This is a genomic window from Hydrogenivirga caldilitoris, from assembly GCF_003664005.1.
In the GTDB taxonomy this organism is placed as follows: domain Bacteria; phylum Aquificota; class Aquificia; order Aquificales; family Aquificaceae; genus Hydrogenivirga; species Hydrogenivirga caldilitoris.
Genome location: NZ_RCCJ01000001.1, coordinates 1,529,982 through 1,549,181, shown reverse-complemented (window position 1 = coordinate 1,549,181; position 19,200 = coordinate 1,529,982). Strand labels below are relative to the sequence as shown.

Here is a 19,200-nt window from a genome sequence, read left to right as displayed (position 1 = left end):
GGGCTTGGTATTATAGACTAATCTTCAAGCCTCTTCATGTCCCTGTAAGCGTTCCTGAAGCCGGAGATTATACCTATGAAGAAGAAAATCAGTAATCCCCAGGGAGAGGTCTTCACACCGAACCAGTTCTCGGCTCCCCAATCCACGAAGTAGCCCACCAAAAGACCTGCTATTATTCCCCCCACGAGGTTCAGACCCACCGTAAGGGCTGCTATATCCTTACCTCTCATTGGGTGATCTCCACATACCAAGAGTATAGAGCGTATACCGTATAAATTAATAAAAATAGACCTCCTTCCCACCTGGATATCGTGTACCGCCTACCAGTATAATTGGACACCAGCAACAGGAAAGTGGCTATGAAGAGCACGACCAGGTCTTTGAAAACTCTTTCGGGCACTGGTATGGGATTTACGAGGGCGCTTGCACCAAGAACGAGGGAAACGTTAAATATGTTTGAACCGGCTACATTCCCTATAGCTATATCCGAATTCCCTCTATAGGCTGCCACAGCTGAGGTTAGAAGCTCGGGGAGCGATGTGCCTACCGCTATCAGGAAGAGACCTATTATCGCTTGGCTTACTCCCAAGGCAAGGGCAAGGTTCACACCTCCGCTAACAGTCCAGTTGGCACCGAATATCAGCCCTGCAAGTCCAAGAACTATGAAAGCTGTTCCCTTCGCATAACCTATTTGCACTTCTTGCTCTTCAACTTCGTCCCTTTCTAAAAAGGCTGCGAGGAAGTAAAGGTAACCCATGAAGGTGGTCACAAGGACAAGCCCTTCGGAACGAGACACTAAAGACTGGGAGCTCCCGTCAAGGAGCTTATCTGATACCATAGCAAAAAGAACCAGAATGCTCAGGAAGTTCAGAGGTATCTCCTTCTTTACAAAGGTCTTGTGTATTGATAAAGGTCTTATGATACCTGCTATGCCGAGTATCAAGAGGATATTGGCTATGTTTGAGCCTATTACGTTTCCCAGGGTTATCTCCGAAGCCTTCTGAAGGCTTGCCTGTACGTTCACCGTAAGCTCCGGTAGGGAAGTTCCGAAGGCGACTAGGGTAAGACCTATGACGAACTCAGGTATTCCAGCTCTCCTCGCTAATCCTGAAGCTCCGGTGATAAGAAGGTCAGCACCTTTCACCAGGATAGCCAGACCAAAAACCAGTTTGATTACGCTTATAAGGATTTCTGTGCCCATAAACTCTCAAATATTTTAAACCGTTCAATGGCTATAGCCTTAACCTCTTCATTCCCGCTGCTCTTGAGAAATTCCTCAAGCTCTCTCCTCAACCTTTCAATTCTTCTTCTCTGAACCTCCAGGTCGCTCGTTTTCTCCCCCTGAAGTTTGTGCCCCCCTTCCATCAATCCTTCAGGTATGTACCAGTCTCTGACATAGGTGAATCCTCTCTTGGCGAGCTCAAAACCGAGCCTGGAAAGGGGTGGTGGAACCCCCAACTTTAACTCCCTTGCTGTTTCTAAGTCTTCAAAGTATTCAACGAAGAGTCGTCCTGTATGAGGTGCGAAGAGGTCAAGGATTAGACTTTCCAGTTTAGAACCGAAAAAGGGTTTTCCATAGACCTCCCTTCTTAAGCCGAACAGTTCTATCCACTCTCTGTAATGTCCCCTGCCTAAGAAAAGCTTAGCGTGAAGCAAGAGACTCTCTCTGTTTCCCTTCCTTAAATAAATGTCAAGGTTTATCTCCTCTGCAAATCTCCCCTTTTTTGCATCTGCCCTTAAAAGTAGTCCCTCCTCGGTTTTGAATCCCTTCTTGAGTTTATCCACAAGAAACGCCAGCATGACAGAGAATTATCCGATTTCTTAAGGTCTTAGTTCAATGACTCAGCTCTCATAAAGAAGACTCATGAGGTCTTCAAGACCAACACCTGGGAACTCCACGTGCTCCTTTTTTAGGAAGTCTTCCAGCTTCTTTTTGAGTGCTTCCTCTTCAAAAGGGACACCTTCAAGACTCTCTTCAAGTTCCCTGAGAGCACTCTTCGGATAGAGGGTAAAGTCTCCGTATATCCTCACCTTCTCAATCACGCCCTCCCATATTTGAATCTCCGCTTTTAGGAGTCCTCCTCTTGCCTTGTGAACGGAGTTCCTCACGAAGACCCCTTCCCTTATCTTTATAGCTCTGTGCTTCCTTCCTGTTTCTTCAAGTAAGACCTCCTCGGAGGTAAATTCTTCTTTAAGTTTATCGGCTAAAGAGACCGCCTCCGGCGGTATTTCGGACTCTTCCTCAAAGTCAAGGAACTTAGAGAACTCCTCTATAAGTATCTCCTCCACCTCCTCGTAGCTAGGAAGTCTTCCTGTCTCTCTCTCCACCCAGCTTATGTTCTCCTCAAGGCTCTTGTGGAGCTTGTCTCTGAACTTCTCCTCTGGAACCCGGAAGAGTTGGGACATCAGCCTCGTGTTGAACCTGAGTAATATCCCGCCCACGAAGACGAAAGCGTCTCCGATATCCGCAGCCCCCTGACCGCTTATCTTCTTTTTGCTCTCCTTGACCACTATATCGTTTATGGGTCTGTACTCTGTTTCTACACCAAGCCGTCTGTAAGTCTCTATTACCGGGACGGAGAATTTCCTGTAAGCCTCCTCTATCTTGAAAGGCAGTTTCTCGGAACGTCTTTTGATGATTAACTGGTAGAAGACCTGACTTTCATCTAAGAGAACCGCCCCTCCACCGACCTCCCTTCTTATAATCGGTATTCCTATATCTCTGCATTTTTTCAGGTCAACTATGTCCTGGGTTTTGTCAAAGTACCCTACGCTCACGTAAGTTTCTGCAGGAGAGGTTATTATGAGACCCTCATAGCCCAGCCTTGCCATCGCGTGGAATAGGGTTATGGAACGGAGGTTGGGCTGCCTGCCTGCTCTGTATATCTTCATAGCGAGTTCAAAGGGTTTTTTTCTCCCTTACGCTCCTGATATAGCCTGTTGATACTGATGAGAGCAAAAGTTATGAAAATAGCCGTTATACCAAGCGCAAGGGCGAATGTGTTGAAATCTATCTTAACTTCCATCTTTTCTTCCTCCCATGAATATAAGAATAGCCCGAGTATAAGAAACAACCATATGCAAAACCCAACCGCCGCCGTTTTTAGGGGGTATGAAGACTATAACCGCAAGACCTACGGAAAGGAAGTGCTTACCTATTTCGTAAAATACTTTGTCCATTCATACTTTTCCCTCAAGCTCCTTTATATATACCCTCCACCTTGGAGGGGTTAGCTCCGTGGAGCATCCGAGGGAGGAGGTATCGTATATCTTAAAGGCTTTGGGGTCTTCCGGCTCATGGACAAATACAAAAACGGTTCCCTTGGCAAGGGTTGTGAGTTGTTCCTTCCAGCTCTTAACTTCCCCGATAATTTTTTTTAGCCTCTCTTTTACTGAGGAGGCGTCAAGTATCTCTCTATTTCCTCCTTTTACGTCCTCAAAAACCCATTCCCCAGAATTTATACCGTTAACTATCTCAAGAACCCTGTCCTCAGATGGTATACCGTAAAACCTCATGTTAGACTCCTATTATATTACCCATTACCTCAATTTTGATACGAAGTAGGTCAGTGCTCTCATATCTCTGCTTGCGAGGGGTAAGGGTTTTTTGTTTGCAAACATAACTATGCAGTTGTTTACCATGTCGCTGAGTGTTATTACCTGGTCATTTCCAGCCTTAAATTTGGGAAACCTCTCCTTCACACCCTTTAAGGAGGGGATTGGCATGCCCATAACCTTACCGCTCACGTTTCCACCGCCCGGATGGCATCCGGAACATCCGTAAGCGTTGTAGAGCTTCTTGCCTCTCTCATAGGCTTCCTCTTCCTTTTTCTTCACATACTCTTTACGTTTTTCGGATGGCATGTTCATAAATCTCTTCATGTTCTCCATAGCCATGGCTTTCATACTTTCTACGCTATCCATCTGGGAGAAGGAAAGACCCACGATACCACTGACAAGTGTTACAAAAACTAACTTCCTCATATCTAACCCCCTCAAAAGGTTATTACCTGATAACCTTCAGATATCAGATGTTTAAAGCTTGGGTGTCCATCGTACTCGCTTAAAAGGGGTGCTCCCGTCCTCTCTATCTCTTCCTTTACACCAAAGGCATTCGCACAAAAGCTACACACTCCTTTAACCCTGTCCTTAACTGCCTTGTAAAGGGGGTTTAGTAAATGCTCTTCTTTGGACAGCTCACCCACCCACTCTGTACCGGCTCCGTCAAATATAAGGACAACCTCATCACCAGCTTCTTTAAATTCCTTCACAGCCTCTAAAGCGTTGGCTACCCTTCCGAGACTTTCATGGGTTTCCTTACCAGCAAGCACTACTATAGCAACCTTGTTCATAGCTTTCACCTCCTGATTAAAGGGTAGTGCCTCTGGTAGTATGTGTCTGTAATCTGATTTACAGTTCGCCCTTATTTATCATCTGAGCAACTTCCTTGGCGAAGTAGGTGATTATCATATCCGCTCCCGCCCTCTTCATAGAGAGAAGCGTCTCTACCATAACCTTCTTTTCATCTATCCACCCAAGCTTTCCTGCGGCTTTGACCATTGAGTACTCACCGCTCACGTTGTAGGCACATACGGGAAGAAGGGTATGCTCCTTTACTTTGTAGATTATGTCAAGGTAAGCGAGGGCTGGCTTTACCATAACTATGTCCGCTCCCTCCTGAACATCCAGTAAGACTTCCTTCAGAGCCTCCCTTGAGTTGGCAGGGTCCATCTGGTAGCTCCTCCTGTCTCCGAAGGAAGGAGCGCTCTCTGCAGCGTCCCTGAAGGGTCCGTAGAAGGCGGAGGCGAACTTTGCAGAGTAAGCCATTATGGGTATGTGGGTGTATCCTGCGCTGTCAAGGGCTTCCCTTATAGCTCTTACCATCCCGTCCATCATACCCGAGGGTGCAACCATGTCCGCCCCGTTCTCGGCATGGGACACGACCTGCTTCTTAAGGTTCTCTAAGGTAGCATCGTTGTCCACCTCGTGATCGTGCAGGACTCCGCAGTGTCCGTGGGAGGTGTACTCGCAAAAGCAGACGTCGGTTATAAGGTACATCTCGGGAACTTCCTTCTTTAAAACCCGAAGGGTTCTCTGGATTATCCCCTCATCGCTCCATGTGTCCGAACCCACCTCGTCCTTGTGCTCGGGTATGCCGAAGAGTATAACCGCCTTTATTCCCAGGTCCCTCGCCTCCTTTACCGCGTCCGCCACTCTATCAACTGAATACCTGTAAACTCCGGGCATGGAGGGAACTTCTTCAACCATGTTTTCTCCGTAGCGAATGAATATCGGGTATATGAGGTCGTCAAGGGTCAGGTGGTTCTCACGCACGAGACTTCTGATGTTCTCGTTTCTCCTCAGTCTCCTCGGTCTGTGTTTTGGAAATTCGGACACAACTCTCACCATAGTATTTATAATAAAACTTTATGAGCGCGCTTCTGATATTTGATGAGGAAGGAAGGCTTCTTGAGAAGGTAGAGGACCCGCAGGAGATAGCCGAGAGGCTTTCCGATATAAACGTTCTCTTTGAGAGGTGGGAACCGAGCGCTCCCCTGAACGAGGATGCGGGGGAGGAAGAGGTCCTGGACGCCTTCAGAGACCAGATAAACAGGCTCATGATAAGGTTCGGTTTCCAATCCTGCGACGTGGTAGCTCTCACACCCGATAACCCCAAGAAGGAAGAGCTAAGAAACAAGTTCCTTGATGAGCATACCCACTCGGACTTTGAGGTGAGGTACTTCGTTTACGGAGACGGCGTCTTTTACCTTCACCCGAACGATAAGGTTTACGTTGTTCACTGCGAGGGCGGAGACCTTATAAGCGTACCTCCCAACACACCCCACTGGTTTGACATGGGAGAGAGCCCCAACTTCAAGTGCATAAGGCTCTTCACCACTCCCGAGGGCTGGGTAGCCAACTACACCGGCTCGGACATAGCCAAGAAGTTTCCCAAGTACGAGGGGATAGTATCCCTTGATTAAGGCTATTCTCACCGACATAGAGGGAACAACCTCCTCCCTCTCCTTCGTAAAGGAAGTTCTCTTCCCTTACTCAAAGAAGAAGCTCAGGGACTTTGTCCGGAAACACCCCGATGACCCGGAGGTTCAGAGAATTCTCAGGGAAGTTCAGGAGATAGAGCCGGGAAACCCGATAGAGACCCTCCTGAGATGGATAGAGGAGGACAGGAAGGTAGCACCCCTAAAAGAGCTTCAGGGACTCATATGGGAGGAGGGATACAGGAGCGGTGAGCTAAAGGGACACATATACGAGGACGCTTACGAGAAGCTCAAGGAGTGGCACGAGAGGGGAATTCCTGTATACGTTTACTCTTCAGGCTCTGTGAAGGCTCAGGAGCTCCTCTTCGGTCATACCGAACACGGAGACCTTAATTACCTATTTTGCGGATACTTTGACACAAGGATAGGGAACAAGAAGGACCCGGAGTCTTACAAAAGGATAGCGAAGGAGCTCGGACTGAAGCCGGAAGAGATTCTCTTTCTATCAGACAATCCCGAAGAGATAGAGGCTGCCGCCAAAGCCGGTATGAAGGTCGTGAGATTTGCAAGGGAAGGGGAAAACGAGCCGATAAAAGACTTCCCCTACCCCCAGGTGAGGAGCTTTTATGAAGTTACCTTGGATTAAGAAGTTTAGAGCAGTCTTCCATAAGTTTTGGCTTCACCTTCTCGTAGTAAGCTTTTCTGTTAGAACATACCCTGTAACAGGTTCTAACTACAAAGGCTCTCTGGTCGGGGGTGAGTTTTGATTCCTCCAGTATAACTGAGACCTTCTTCGCATGAAGTTCACAGCTCGTTCCTGGGTTGGCACACCTGTCGTATATGGCTATGGCGTCCATGCACCTCTCGTACTCTCCGTAATCAACCCTCTCAAAGTCTCTCTTCTTTGCACAGGAAAGCAGGAGAGCTGAAAGCAGTATGGCATAAATCATGTACATCATGATTACCTAAATTTTAACTATACTTTGGTAACGGGGGAGAGATGGAGTTAAGGGTAAACGGAAAGGTTTATAAGGCGAACGTGTCTCCCGAAACACCCCTCCTCTGGGTGATAAGGGAGCATCTGAGACTCACCGGAACCAAGTTTGGTTGTCTTAAGGCTATCTGCGGTAGCTGTACCGTTCTCGTAGATGGGGAGCCCGTCCGTTCCTGCAGTTTTCCAGTTAAGAACGCTGAGGGGAAGGAGATAACCACCGTTGAGGGCATACCCAGAAATCATCCGGTCAAGATAGCCTGGAAGGAGGTGGGAGTTCCCCAGTGTGGATACTGTCAGAGCGGTCAGATAGTTCAGGCTTACGCACTCCTGAGTAAAAATCCCAGACCCACGAGGGAGGAGATAGTTTCAGCTATGAACGGGAACCTTTGCAGGTGCGGGACTTACCCGCGGATAATCAGGGCTATAATGAGGGCTTCGGAGATGCTCCGATGATTACGAGGAGAGAGTTCTTCAAGCTTGGTGGTCTCAGTCTGATAGTGGCTGCAACGCCGAAGGGTTTCCAGATAGTTAAAGCGAGCGAGCTTAGAAGACACTCACCCAGGCTCTGGCTCAACCTCTCCGAGGATAACTATCTTACCGTATTCGTGAACAAGTCCGAGATGGGGCAGGGTGTTTACACGGGTATCGCCCAGCTTGTGGCTGAGGAGCTTGACTTCCCCTGGGAGAGGGTCAGGGTCAGACCGGCACCCGCAGGGAAGTTCTACATAGACCCTTACATGGGAATGCAGCTCACGGGAGGGAGCACGAGCATAAGGCACATGTACGAGATAATGCGCTCCGCAGGAGCTGCTATGAGGGAGATGCTCCTTGAGGCTGCTTCTGAGCTCTGGAAGGTTCCAAAGAGCGAGCTGAATGCTGAGCTGGGATACGTCCTTGACCGGAAAACGGGAAGGAAAGTGGCTTACGGGAAACTTGCGGGCAGAGCTATGGAGCTTCCCGTTCCTCCTTCCCCTAAGCTGAAAACCCCCGAGGAGTTCAGGTACATAGGAAAATCCCTTCCGCGGATAGACTTAGAGGAGAAAGTAAACGGGGAAGCGAGGTTCGGGCTTGATTACTTCTACGAGGGACAGCTCTACGCCGTTATAGAAAGACCCCCCTTCGGCTCGGAAGCCCTCTCCTTCAACGCTTCTGAAGTTAAGAGGATAAAGGGAGTTACCCACGTTTTTAAGGTCGGGAAGGGTGTAGCGGTCTGCGGTGAGAGTCCGGAGGCTGTTCTTGAAGCAAAGGGGAAGCTAAAGGTCATGTGGAAAGAAAGTCCGATAAGGGATACGGACAGCCTGAAGCGAGATTACCTTGAGCTCCTGAAGAGAAGAGGTCTTGTTGCAAGGAGAGAGGGGAATCCCCATACCGCTTATGAGAGCTCTGAGAGAAAGGTTGAGGAGACTTACCTGCTTCCGTACCTGTACCATGCCTGCATGGAGCCTATGTCTTGCACGGTTAAGATTGATGGAAAGGAGTGCGTTATACACGCTCCTACCCAGAGCCAGACCGCCGTCCTGAGGGAAGCCAGAAAAATCACGGGTCTGCCGGAGAGCAGTATAAGGGTGATAACCACCTACTTGGGTGGAGGCTTCGGGAGGAAGTCAAATGCCGAGTTTGTGGCGGAAGCTCTCAAGATAGCGAAGAAGACGGGAAGACCTGTGAAGCTCTTCTATACGAGGGAAGACGATGTCCAGTCGGGCTGGTTCAGACCGATGTGTGCCGCTAAGCTCAGAGGCTCCGTAGATGAAAAAGGAAAGCCGAACTCTCTCTACTTCAAGATAGCCGTCCCGGCTGTCTTTGAGTGGGCTGGAAGACCCATGAAGATAGACAGAGCCGCCGTAGAAGGCGTGGCGAATATGTTCTATGAGATACCCAACGTTCACGTTGAGTTTGTGAAATCCGATATACCCATACCCGTATGGTTCTGGCGCTCGGTAGGGAGTACCCACAACGCCTTCATCCTTGAAACCTTCATAGACAGGCTTGCTCATATCGGCGGAAAGGACCCCGTGGAGCTCAGGCTTGAGCTTCTTGAAACGAATCCGAGAGCGCAGGGAGTTATTGAAAAAGTTGCTGAGGCGTCCGGCTGGCATAAGGGTCCCAGGGAGGGTCAAGCCCTGGGTATAGCTTACCATTTCTCATTCGGGAGCCACGTTGCTGAGGTTGCCGAGGTCTCCCTTGAGAATGGGAGGGTTAGGGTTCACAGGGTCGTCTGTGCGATTGACCTCGGACCCGTGGTAGTAAACCCCGAACTCATTGTCCAGCAGATGGAGAGTGCTATCCTGATGGGTCTGAGCGCCTTCCTCTACGAAGGGGTTAAGTTCAAGGACGGCTTTGCCGTAAACAGGAACTTTGATACCTACCCTATACTCAGAATGGAAGATGTTCCGGAGATAGAGGTTCACATCGTCCGCTCGGAGGGACCTATGGGAGGGATAGGAGAGCCCGGACTCCCACCGATAGCTCCCGCGGTGGCAAACGCCCTCTTCCGAATAACGGGCAAGCCCATTACGGAGCTTCCTTACTACAGTATCTTAGGATATTAGGATATAATCTTTCTCCCGTGAGTCCGGAGGAGCAGCTCAAACTTATAAAGCAGGGAACGGTGGAGATAATTGAAGAGGAGGAGTTGCTGAAAAAATTAAAAGAGGGAAGACCCCTACGTGTAAAGGCAGGCTTTGACCCGACAGCTCCTGACCTTCACCTGGGACACGTCGTCCTGCTTCAGAAACTCAGGCAGTTCCAGCAACTTGGTCACGAGGTTTACTTCATAATCGGAGACTTCACCGCCATGATAGGAGACCCGACGGGAAGGTCGGAGACCAGACCACCCCTCACGAAGGAGCAGGTCCTTGAAAACGCAAAGACCTACGAGCATCAGGTCTTTAAGGTTCTGGACCCCGAAAGGACGACGATAGTCTTCAACAGCACGTGGCTTCAGGAACTCGGAACTGAAGGACTCATAAAGCTTGCCGCAAAGTACACCGTGGCGAGGATGTTGGAGAGGGACGACTTCTCAAAACGTTTCAAGGAGGGAGTTCCCATATACATCCACGAGTTTTTGTATCCTCTCCTTCAGGCTTACGACTCGGTGGCTATAAAGGCGGACGTTGAGCTCGGTGGGACAGACCAGAAGTTTAACCTCCTGATAGGTAGGGACATCCAGAGGGAGTACGGACAGGAGCCGCAGGTTTGCATCACCCTCCCTCTGCTCGTGGGACTGGACGGCGTCAGGAAGATGTCTAAATCCTACGGAAACTATGTAGGGATAACTGAAGACCCCAAAACCATGTTCGGAAAGCTCATGTCCATATCTGACGAGCTCATGTGGGATTACTACCTCCTCCTGACGGACTACACGGAGGAAGAGATAGAGAGGATGAAGAGAGAGTGGCACCCGATGGAGGCCAAGAAACACCTCGCTGAGCTCATAGTTAAGAGGTTCCACTCGGAGGAGGAAGCCAAAAAGGCAAGGGAGTGGTTTGAAAGCACCTACTCCAGGAGAGAGTTTCCCGAGGATGCCCCCGTAGTTGTAATTCCCGAAGGGGAACTTACAGCTCTTGACCTTATCCTGAAGCTTGGTGCGGTTCCCTCCAAGAATGAAGGTAGAAGGGTGATACAGGGTGGGGGGCTTAAGGTTAACTTTGAGAAGATAACCGATCCCTACCAGAAGGTAACACTGGATGGGGAACTAAAAGTTCAGGTAGGGAAGAAGAAGTTTTACAGAGTAAAGAGAGGGTAAAGTTCACATATTTATGCCTGTTGAAAAAAGTATTATTTAAGGCAGGGAGGTAAGACATGGGATTCCTTCTTATGTGCTTAGCATTAATAAGTCTTTCTCTAGCTCAGCCCATGAAAAGTTTCAAATACTGTGGACATATTGAAGTTCTTGGTCTTGAGGGTGGAATGCCTATGATTCCTCCAATGATGGCTATGGGTGTGAAAGGTTATGTTTCACCAACAGGTGTAGACCCACAGCCACCAAAGACCTGCGTGTGGGTGTTCTTGGAAACGAAAAGCGAAGACACTTACATACCCACCATAGTGGTCTGGTCAGACACATACAGGGGCTACCACGCAGACATATACTCAGACCCTTACTATATCTTTGGACACAGACAGGAACAGCCCTCGGACTACAGTCCCTCTGGGCTTGAGGAGAGGAACAGAGAGATGGAAAACTACCTTAACAACGCGGCAGGGAGCAGAGTTCTGGTGGAAGTCCTTAAGGCTTTGGGTGAAGGAAAAGCGGAAACGAGTTATGAAGACTCCATAGAAGTTCCCATCGCTATGACCCCTGGGGTTATTCCCAGGGTTAAGGTTCTCTACTACCTATACGATTTTGAGCCGAATCCAGCGGTGCCTGTGCACATACACAATCTTATAAACGAGGGGAGACTAAAGAGGATACCCCATACACCTTACTGGCAGCCCATAACTGTACCTCAAAGTTTGGTGGAGAGGTAAATTATTACCATGAAGTTCTTCAAGCTTGAGCTCAATTCTTATGAAGACAGTTTTGAGCTTTGGTTTACGGGGGAGGATAATCTTACGGAGAAGGATTTCGGTGATGCCGTGGCTGAAGCTATGCTTGAAGTGTTCAGGAAATTAGGTACAACCGTTGAAGATTCCCAAGAGGTGAAAAAGGACTACCCCTTGTTCGTACTGGCTCTTGAAGAGGATACCTTTTTAAAGGTTATGGGGGACAGAGGCTTTAGGAAACTCAACCCAGATGTCGTGGTCAGGGGTGACTCTTACTCGGTACTCTGGGAAACCCCTGAAGGTGAGAAGAAATTAACGCCTCTGAAGGACGAGGGAAATCTTGAGAGGTATCTTCTCTCCAAAGGCATTGAACTATCTGATGAAGATCCAAACAAATTAATATTTGGGGAATTCTAATAAAGGAGGGAGTGATATGAGGCAATTAGCTCTGCTTATCATCGGACTCGTATCCTTTGGCTTTTCCATTCCCGTTTACGTGATTGAGAAGGAAATCCACTCAAAGATGCCCATGGGAGAGCAGAAGGGTAAGGAGATAGAGTATATAGCTGACGGGTATGTGAAGAAGGTACGCACCATTGAGATGAAGACGGATATGTCCAAGATGCTACCCTTCATGAAGAACATGCCTCAGATGAAGACGGAACCCAAGATACAGAAGAGGGAAGAGGTAGAACTCCTAATTTACAAGGGTAAGGAGGCTGTCATATACTCCATGTTTCCGGAGACCAAGACCTACAGGGAGCAGGAGATGGAGGGAATCGCCGCCGCTCTATTTTTACTGTGGTTCTACGATTGTGATGACGAGGGAAACTGCAAGCCAGCCCAGAACTTAAAGGTAACTAACGAGTTCAAAAATGTGGGTAAGTGGAAGGCGAGAAAGATAATAACGAAGGTAAAAGGCTTTTCTGGAGACACTCCACAGGATATAGTGATGACCCAGTGGTTGGCTAAGGATAAACATCTCTTGGAGGCAAGATTATTGCAGTTGGAGAATATGTTCAGGGTTTTAGAAAAGGATATTGAGAGCTCAGGAAAGCTTAAAGCGGATAGGGAGAAGGCTAAAAAGATGGTCAGGGACGCTTATAAGAAGGTAAGGGAGCTTTACGAAAAGTACGGTGCACCTGTAATGGTAGAAACAAAGATGCCCTCTTTGATAGGCATGGGTGATGCAGTCAGTGTTGAAACGGTCAAGTCCGTTACTAAAAAGAATCTTCCCAAAAATTTCTTCTCCGTCCCGAAGGACTACAAACCTATGGGAGTTCCCGGTCAGGGTATGCCTCCGGGCTATGAAGGGGGATACCGTTGAAGGTTCTTCTCTTACTTTTTCTTCCTCTTATACTCTTCTCCCAAACCCTTTACAACGGTCTCATTAGTTATCATGGGCAGGTGATAGACTGCGGACATATCCTCGGCAGATACGCCCACGGAGGAGTTCCTTCCTTGAAGGAAGATGAGAACGTAAAGCTTTGCTGTATGAGTCTGAGGGAGATAGCAAAGAATGAAGGTGTAAACACCTTGCTTATAGCCCACCTGAACGTGTGCAGACAGCTGGGAAGATAGAGCCGATTCTGCTTGGAAGGATGAAAAATTCCCGGTAATGGGCTTATATTATAGAGCATGAAAACCGTTAGCAAAGAGGAGCTTAAGGAGCTTTACGATAAAGACTTCCCCCGATGGGTTGATATTAACCTTCAGCTTCTGAAAGAGAAAGCTTACGACCTCGTGGATTGGGAGAACCTCCTTGAGGAGATAGAGGATATGGGAAGGAGATACCTTGACACATGTATAAGCTACCTTGCGATCATCTTAGAGCATCTCTACAAATGGGATAACTTCAAGAACTTAGTGGGAACTGATGGGGGAAGAAGCTGGATCAGGAGTGTGGAGAATTCACGAACCAGAATCAGAGCTATGTTGAAGGAATATCCGAGTCTCAGGAACAAGCTTTCAGAAGAAATAGAAAGAGCCTGGATAAGAGCACGGAGTAAACTTGAAATATGGCTCAGGAACAGCGACTACGACCCCGAAGACTTTAACATACCCGAAAAATGCCCTTATAATTACGAAGAGGCGATGACGAGAGATTTAAAGAAGGAATTAAAGTAACTCCGGAGGAAGCGGAATGAAGACTTTATCGTTAGATTACATAAAGGACAAGGTTATAAACGGCGAGAGGCTTACTCCCGAAGAGGCACTGGAGCTTTACAGAAACTCAGACCTAACCACCCTCGGAATGCTCGCCAACCTAATCAGGAAAAGGAAGCATCCCAACAACGTAGTTACCTTTGTTATAGACAGGAACGTGAACTACACGAACGTGTGCATAGCAGGGTGTAAATTCTGTGCCTTTTACAGGAGGAAGAGCGACTCCGACGCTTATACCTTGGAGCTTGAAACCATACTACAAAAGGTTCAGGAGCTCGTTGATTGGGGCGGGACGACGCTCCTCATGCAGGGAGGCATAAACCCCGACCTTCCCCTGAGATTCTACGAGGAGATGATTTCTGCAATAAAGGAGAGATTCCCCCAGATACAGATACACTGCTTTTCCGCTCCGGAAATCGTTTATCTTTCAAAGCTTGAGAAACTCAGCATAAGGGAGGTTTTGCAGAGACTGAAGGATGCGGGCTTGATGTCCGTTCCCGGAGGTGGTGCTGAGATACTTTCCCAGGAGGTGAGAAAGCAGATATCTCCCGGGAAGTGCTCTGTGGAGGAGTGGGAGGAGGTTCACAGGACCGCCCACGAACTCGGAATGACCACCACGGCGACGATGATGTTCGGTCACCTTGAGAGTATTGAGCACATAATTGAGCATTTTGAAAGGGTCAGGAGAATTCAGGACGAGACGGGAGGCTTTACCGCCTTTATCCCCTGGACCTTCCAGAGAGGGAATACCGAGCTTGACTTCGTTGAACCTGCCTCAAGCGTTTACTACCTCAAGGTTCTCGCTCTCTCACGGATATACCTTGACAACTTTGAGAACATTCAAAGTTCCCACGTGACCCAGACCATGCCCGTTGGTATGATTGGACTTCACTTCGGGGCAAACGACCTCGGCTCGGTGATGATAGAGGAGAACGTCATCTCCTCAACGGACTTTAAAGTGAGCATCCCCAAGGTAGAGGACATGGTTCAGGCTATCAGGGACGCCGGATTTATACCTGCCCAGAGGGATACCTACTACAGGATAGTGAGGAGGTTTGATTGAGGGACGGGAGGCTTTCCCTCGGTGTAGCGGCTTTTCTGTTAGCTGTTGGAAGTTTGAAGGCTCAGAACCCTGCCGCTCAATTTCCCCTTGAGAAAGTTCTTTTGATGACCGAGTTCGGACACAACTTCCATTACAGCATCTCTTCGGTTGAAGTCTATGTCCCCGATATAAGGCTTGACGTAAACATTGGTCACAGACTCGGTCTTACGCCTGAGGAGATAAGGAGGAACTGCACGGGGACTTTTACAGGACAACCAACGGACGCAGACAGAGACGGATTTCCCGTTCACGTAGTCTACACCTTTAAGTGCAACTTCAGGGGTTATGAGCTTTCAGGAAGGGTCAGCGTCAGAGATAACAACGACGGCAACCCTTATAGTGGGGCTGATTTTTGCACGGGAATATTTACCCCTGCGGGGTGTTCACGGGAACCTCTCAAGTACGGAGGATACGACTACTACGTGCTTGACATAGACTCGGAATACCATTTTGCCAAGGACGAATACCTCTTTAAGAGGTATTTCTGGACGGTTTACGGGATAACCTGCGAGGCGGAAAATTTGACCTTCAAGCCTAAGAGACCCACGGGTTTGAGATGGGACAGGGGAGTGTGGAACGGAAAGATAGTGTGCTCCGCGATACCTTCCTACAAATACGTGTTTGTTGTTGAAAACTGGCAGTCGGGCATGTGTATGAACGCAGACACACCGGCGGGAGGGACTATAAGGATAAATGCAAGCTGCTCCCAGAATCCTTCCGAGCGCCAGAACGTCGTTGTGAACTACACCTCCTGCGGTCACGGAAAAGCCGTTGGGAACGGATGTAACGGAATTGATATAAATACTGACTTTTAAGGTGAAAATTCCCTTTACCTGTTGATTTTGTGAACTTAGACTAAAGACAGACAACAACGGGAGGTGAGTGTTATGAGTGGTAAAAGATTACTTGCAGGAGTATCGTTAGTTTCTCTGGCTCTGTTTGGATGCGGAGGAGGGGGCGGTGGTGGAGAGACAATATCAGGAGTCTGGGAAGGGTCTTATACTGATCAATCTGGACCTACATCTGGAAGTCCGGCAGAAGGTCCAATATGCTTAGAAATAAATCAAAATGGTGCTCAAGTTACCGGAAAGGCTTGGGTATCTGGCTATATCTGGGGAGGAAGTTACAGCGGAACTGCAAGCGGAACCACCTTTACAGGTCAAGTGAGCGGGAACGATTTAAATGACCAATCTGTTACAGTGAACTTTGATGGGAACATATCCGGAGACAAGATAAGCGGGACAGTGACTATAGGAAGCAAAACTTACAACATAAATCTTGACAAAAAATCAAAATCAAATTGTGGGTGGGCAAGTAGAGAGTTAGCGCTGGCTTTTGGGCGGGCTTTGGGAGGTGCCATATCTGGAAATCCGAGTAGTCCTGATCCAACAGGGAATATACTTGCCTCTTTCATAACCGTAGTTCCGAGGGTTGACGTCAAGGTGGATACGCAAACTTATCAGAATTGGTGGGCATGCATCTGGGAAATTAGAGATACAACGGGTGGAACACCATCTGAATACACTGTGGCAGGTATAGTGGATACAACAACGTTTTCAAGGTTTGCAGGCTGGTATGTGAGCAATGCAACCCCAAGTATCGGATTAAAAGATTCATCAAGCAATTACCAAGCTCAACAAGTTGATGCCACTCTCGGCAATAGCGGAGATGTTGCTTTATACACCGATGGAACACTGACCTTTTTTTCAGATGGAACAAGCGATACTTACTTTAACAACGGCACACAGCTTCAGGCTGGCAGTAATCCCTTTTATGTTAGTCCATGCGATCCTGATACGGGCACACAATATAAAGTCTGGATGACAAACATATCTTCATTTTACATAAAGTTTGATGGACCAGGGACAGATTTTCAAAACCACTCCTTTGAATCTCCGCCGGGAGCTTCAAATACTCCACCTTCTACAAACGATGAGATACCCGCCCTCTACATAGAAAAGGTATCCTGCACACCCTAACCATGTTCTTTTTGGTAGTTATTCTCTTCTCCCTACTCCTCTCCTGCGGCGGGGAGGAGCCTGTTGATTCTGAGCTAAGGGGTCTCATTAAAAAGCACGGGCTAAAACCAATAGAGAAACCCGAAACTGACCCCGATAAGGTAGCCCTCGGGAGGATGCTCTTCTTTGACAAGGTCATCGGTGGGAATAAGGATATTTCCTGTGCTACATGCCACGACCCGAGATTTGGAACAGGGGACTGCCTTCCCTTATCTGTTGGAACCAAAGGGAGCGGAGAGTGCCTTGAGAGAAGACCCGGGGTTGGAAGACCCTTCATCCCCAGAAACGCTCCTGAGATATTCAACAGAGGGCATGAGGACTGGAGGACGATGTTCTGGGACGCGAGGGTTGAAGAGCTAAAAGGAAGGTTATCAACGCCTGCCGAAGACCTTTTGCCCGATGGGATTGAGGACGTCCTCGCCGCTCAGGCTCTTTTTCCGCCGACCTCAAGGGACGAGATGAGGGGAAGGGCTGGGGACGTTGCCTCCGATGGAACTCAAAACGAGCTTGCCCAGATTGGTGATAATGACTTCCCCGCTATATGGAGCGGAATAATGAACAGGCTCCTTTCTATACCAGAATACAGAGACTTATTCAGAACAGCTTACGGAGACAGAACATACACCATAGCGGACTACGCTAACGCCATTGCGGAGTTTGAAAAGGAGGCTTTCACGCTCACGGATAGCCCGTGGGACAGGTATCTGAAGGGAGACGATGATGTCCTCTCATACGAAGCTAAGGTAGGGGCACTGCTCTTTTATGGAAAGGCAAAATGTTACACCTGCCACAGCGGGACGCTCTTTACCGACCAGAAGTTTCACAACATAGGAGTCCCCCAGTTCGGTCCGGGGAAGGACGGAAACGGGCTTGACTACGGAAGGTTCAACGTCACCGGAAGAGAGGAGGATAAGTTCAAGTTCAGAACACCTCCCCTTAGAAACGTTGCGGTTACCTCCCCCTACTTCCACAACGGAGCGTATAGAGACCTGAGGAAAGCAATTCTTCATCACACAAACCCTGAGTTCTACCTTCGTAACTACGACCCGATAGAGAACGGGCTTCCCCCCGAACTCGCCTCTACCCTGAAAAATGACGAAGCGACCATAACGGAAATACTATCAACCCTTGATATAGAACCTGTCCAACTCACATCCCAGGAGGTTGATTATCTCGTAGCCTTCCTCAACTCCCTTACGAGTCCGCAGGTTTATGAGCTTGAAAAAGTCATACCCGATAGGGTTCCCAGCGGTCTTCCGGTTTTGAAATAGTAGAGAAACTTTGTCGGTCTCATACCCCACTTCTTAGACAACTTGGCAAAGATGAAGAAGTTGTAGGCAAGATACTCAACTGGATTGAAGGGCTTTAACCGACCTTAAATGGAGATATAATTTTTTCCCCATGGGTTACAGAGTAGCGATAGTAGGTGCCACAGGTGAGGTGGGAAGAACCTTCTTAAAGGTTCTTGAGGAAAGAAATTTCCCCGTTGATGAGCTTATCTTATTCGCCTCTGAGCGTTCCGAGGGAAGTAAGCTCACCTTCAAAGGAGAAGAGCACGAGGTAAGGGCTTTAAACAAACAGCCCAACTTTAAAGGTATAGACATAGCCCTCTTTTCGGCTGGAGGGAGCATAAGCAAGGAGTTCGCTCCTAAGTTCGCCGAGGATGGTGCTGTCGTGGTGGACAACTCCTCAGCATGGAGGATGGACCCCGATGTTCCTCTCGTGGTGCCTGAGGTAAACCCCCAAGACGTTCACATGTTTGATAAGAAGAGGATAATAGCCAACCCTAACTGTTCCACCATACAGATGGTCGTGGCTCTAAAGCCCATATACGATGAGGCTGGCATAAACAGGGTCGTTGTAGCCACCTACCAGTCGGTTTCTGGAGCGGGAGCAAAGGCGATAAGGGAGCTTGAAGAACAGACGAGAGCCTGGTGCGAGGGAAGACCGATTCCGGAGCCCAAGCACATAGCCAAGCAGATAGCCTTTAACGCCGTCCCCCACATAGACGTGTTCATGGACAGCGACTACACCAAGGAAGAGCTCAAAATGCTCAACGAAACACGGAAGATAATGCACGACGATAACATAAAGGTCTCCGCCACTGCGGTCAGAGTTCCCGTCTTCTATTCCCACTCGGAGGCTGTCCATATAGAGACCAAAAGAGCGATATCTCCCGAGAGGGCAAGAGAGCTGCTTTCAAGGGCTCCCGGAGTTGTGGTGGTTGACGACCCTCACGGTGGGGCTTACCCAACGGCAATAGATGCAGCCGGAAGGGACGAGGTCTTCGTGGGAAGGGTCAGGGAGGATATAGCCTTCACACCCGGACTTGCCATGTGGGTCGTTGCGGACAATATAAGGAAAGGTGCGGCTACCAATGCTGTTCAGATAGCTGAGCTCCTTGTTAAGGAAGGGCTTGTGTAAGCTATAATTTTC

The 19,200-nt window shown here is 48.5% G+C and carries 25 protein-coding genes; 15 read left to right on the top strand and 10 right to left on the bottom strand.

Going from position 1 to position 19,200, the window contains the following annotated elements; translation table 11 throughout:
- Positions 1 to 17 precede the first annotated feature (17 nt).
- The 9 genes from BCF55_RS08485 to hemB form a co-directional block, all read right to left on the bottom strand.
- Entirely contained in the window at positions 18 to 230 is a 213-nt protein-coding gene (locus tag BCF55_RS08485; protein ID WP_121012779.1) for an AtpZ/AtpI family protein, read from the bottom strand.
- On the bottom strand, positions 227 to 1,201 hold the full coding sequence (locus BCF55_RS08480) for a calcium/sodium antiporter (RefSeq protein ID WP_121012777.1): 975 nt from the start codon (positions 1,199 to 1,201) through the stop codon (positions 227 to 229). Before BCF55_RS08480 ends, BCF55_RS08485 begins: the two co-directional genes overlap by 4 nt.
- The gene (locus BCF55_RS08475; protein ID WP_121012775.1) at positions 1,180 to 1,800 is read right to left on the bottom strand and encodes a DUF1122 family protein; all 621 of its coding nucleotides are present in this window, start codon (positions 1,798 to 1,800) and stop codon (positions 1,180 to 1,182) included. Before BCF55_RS08475 ends, BCF55_RS08480 begins: the two co-directional genes overlap by 22 nt.
- A gap of 42 nt (positions 1,801 to 1,842) precedes the next feature.
- Positions 1,843 to 2,892, bottom strand: a complete 1,050-nt coding sequence (locus BCF55_RS08470) for a lipoate--protein ligase (protein WP_121012773.1) — start codon at positions 2,890 to 2,892, stop codon at positions 1,843 to 1,845.
- A 123-nt stretch (positions 2,893 to 3,015) separates the two neighbouring features.
- Positions 3,016 to 3,180: a hypothetical protein gene (locus BCF55_RS09715; RefSeq protein ID WP_170144778.1), complete on the bottom strand. Its 165-nt coding sequence runs from the start codon at positions 3,178 to 3,180 to the stop codon at positions 3,016 to 3,018.
- The gene (locus tag BCF55_RS08465; protein ID WP_121012771.1) at positions 3,181 to 3,516 is read right to left on the bottom strand and encodes a hypothetical protein; all 336 of its coding nucleotides are present in this window, start codon (positions 3,514 to 3,516) and stop codon (positions 3,181 to 3,183) included.
- A 24-nt stretch (positions 3,517 to 3,540) separates the two neighbouring features.
- Entirely contained in the window at positions 3,541 to 3,984 is a 444-nt protein-coding gene (locus tag BCF55_RS08460; protein ID WP_121012769.1) for a c-type cytochrome, read from the bottom strand.
- An 11-nt stretch (positions 3,985 to 3,995) separates the two neighbouring features.
- Positions 3,996 to 4,352 carry a DsrE family protein gene (locus tag BCF55_RS08455; RefSeq protein WP_121012767.1) on the bottom strand — a complete coding sequence of 119 codons (357 nt, stop codon included), beginning with the start codon at positions 4,350 to 4,352 and terminating at the stop codon, positions 3,996 to 3,998.
- A 58-nt stretch (positions 4,353 to 4,410) separates the two neighbouring features.
- Positions 4,411 to 5,409 carry a porphobilinogen synthase gene (hemB, locus tag BCF55_RS08450; protein WP_121012765.1) on the bottom strand — a complete coding sequence of 333 codons (999 nt, stop codon included), beginning with the start codon at positions 5,407 to 5,409 and terminating at the stop codon, positions 4,411 to 4,413.
- Positions 5,410 to 5,429: 20 nt separating this feature from the next.
- On the opposite strand from hemB, the gene BCF55_RS08445 reads away from it, so the two are divergent.
- Together BCF55_RS08445 and mtnC are read left to right on the top strand one after the other, a co-directional pair.
- Positions 5,430 to 5,984, top strand: coding sequence for a 1,2-dihydroxy-3-keto-5-methylthiopentene dioxygenase (locus BCF55_RS08445; protein WP_121012763.1), 555 nt, complete (start codon positions 5,430 to 5,432; stop codon positions 5,982 to 5,984).
- Complete coding sequence (gene mtnC, locus BCF55_RS08440) at positions 5,977 to 6,645, top strand: acireductone synthase (protein WP_121012761.1); 669 nt, start codon at positions 5,977 to 5,979, stop codon at positions 6,643 to 6,645. The genes BCF55_RS08445 and mtnC overlap by 8 nt, the downstream gene beginning before the upstream one ends.
- On the opposite strand, the gene BCF55_RS08435 is transcribed toward mtnC, so the two are convergent.
- Positions 6,632 to 6,958, bottom strand: a complete 327-nt coding sequence (locus BCF55_RS08435) for a hypothetical protein (RefSeq protein ID WP_147425015.1) — start codon at positions 6,956 to 6,958, stop codon at positions 6,632 to 6,634. The genes mtnC and BCF55_RS08435 overlap by 14 nt on opposite strands.
- Before the next feature lie 41 nt (positions 6,959 to 6,999).
- Here BCF55_RS08435 and BCF55_RS08430 point away from each other — a divergent pair, with 41 nt between their 5' ends.
- From BCF55_RS08430 to BCF55_RS08370, 13 genes are all read left to right on the top strand, one after another.
- Positions 7,000 to 7,446, top strand: coding sequence for a (2Fe-2S)-binding protein (locus tag BCF55_RS08430; protein ID WP_121012757.1), 447 nt, complete (start codon positions 7,000 to 7,002; stop codon positions 7,444 to 7,446).
- On the top strand, positions 7,443 to 9,542 hold the full coding sequence (locus tag BCF55_RS08425) for a xanthine dehydrogenase family protein molybdopterin-binding subunit (RefSeq protein ID WP_121012755.1): 2,100 nt from the start codon (positions 7,443 to 7,445) through the stop codon (positions 9,540 to 9,542). Before BCF55_RS08430 ends, BCF55_RS08425 begins: the two co-directional genes overlap by 4 nt.
- Positions 9,543 to 9,559: 17 nt before the next feature.
- The gene (gene tyrS / locus BCF55_RS08420) at positions 9,560 to 10,738 is read left to right on the top strand and encodes a tyrosine--tRNA ligase (RefSeq protein ID WP_121012753.1); all 1,179 of its coding nucleotides are present in this window, start codon (positions 9,560 to 9,562) and stop codon (positions 10,736 to 10,738) included.
- A 71-nt stretch (positions 10,739 to 10,809) separates the two neighbouring features.
- Positions 10,810 to 11,463 (top strand): hypothetical protein, encoded by a 654-nt coding sequence (locus tag BCF55_RS08415; RefSeq protein WP_147425014.1) that lies wholly within the window; start codon positions 10,810 to 10,812, stop codon positions 11,461 to 11,463.
- Between the two features lie 9 nt (positions 11,464 to 11,472).
- Positions 11,473 to 11,895, top strand: a complete 423-nt coding sequence (locus BCF55_RS08410) for a hypothetical protein (RefSeq protein ID WP_121012749.1) — start codon at positions 11,473 to 11,475, stop codon at positions 11,893 to 11,895.
- Between the two features lie 16 nt (positions 11,896 to 11,911).
- Complete coding sequence (locus tag BCF55_RS08405) at positions 11,912 to 12,805, top strand: hypothetical protein (RefSeq protein WP_121012747.1); 894 nt, start codon at positions 11,912 to 11,914, stop codon at positions 12,803 to 12,805.
- Entirely contained in the window at positions 12,802 to 13,059 is a 258-nt protein-coding gene (locus BCF55_RS08400) for a hypothetical protein (protein ID WP_121012745.1), read from the top strand. The genes BCF55_RS08405 and BCF55_RS08400 overlap by 4 nt, the downstream gene beginning before the upstream one ends.
- 57 nt (positions 13,060 to 13,116) lie before the next feature.
- Positions 13,117 to 13,605 carry a DUF29 domain-containing protein gene (locus BCF55_RS08395; RefSeq protein ID WP_121012743.1) on the top strand — a complete coding sequence of 163 codons (489 nt, stop codon included), beginning with the start codon at positions 13,117 to 13,119 and terminating at the stop codon, positions 13,603 to 13,605.
- Between the two features lie 16 nt (positions 13,606 to 13,621).
- A complete protein-coding gene (gene mqnC, locus BCF55_RS08390) occupies positions 13,622 to 14,707 on the top strand; it encodes a cyclic dehypoxanthinyl futalosine synthase (RefSeq protein WP_121012741.1) in 1,086 nt (361 codons plus the stop codon).
- The gene (locus BCF55_RS08385; RefSeq protein ID WP_121012739.1) at positions 14,704 to 15,561 is read left to right on the top strand and encodes a hypothetical protein; all 858 of its coding nucleotides are present in this window, start codon (positions 14,704 to 14,706) and stop codon (positions 15,559 to 15,561) included. The genes mqnC and BCF55_RS08385 overlap by 4 nt, the downstream gene beginning before the upstream one ends.
- A gap of 72 nt (positions 15,562 to 15,633) precedes the next feature.
- A complete protein-coding gene (locus BCF55_RS08380; protein WP_121012737.1) occupies positions 15,634 to 16,725 on the top strand; it encodes a hypothetical protein in 1,092 nt (363 codons plus the stop codon).
- Positions 16,726 to 16,727: 2 nt separating this feature from the next.
- Positions 16,728 to 18,035, top strand: a complete 1,308-nt coding sequence (locus BCF55_RS08375) for a cytochrome-c peroxidase (RefSeq protein WP_121012735.1) — start codon at positions 16,728 to 16,730, stop codon at positions 18,033 to 18,035.
- A gap of 130 nt (positions 18,036 to 18,165) precedes the next feature.
- Positions 18,166 to 19,188, top strand: coding sequence for an aspartate-semialdehyde dehydrogenase (locus BCF55_RS08370; protein ID WP_121012733.1), 1,023 nt, complete (start codon positions 18,166 to 18,168; stop codon positions 19,186 to 19,188).
- Positions 19,189 to 19,200 lie beyond the last annotated feature (12 nt).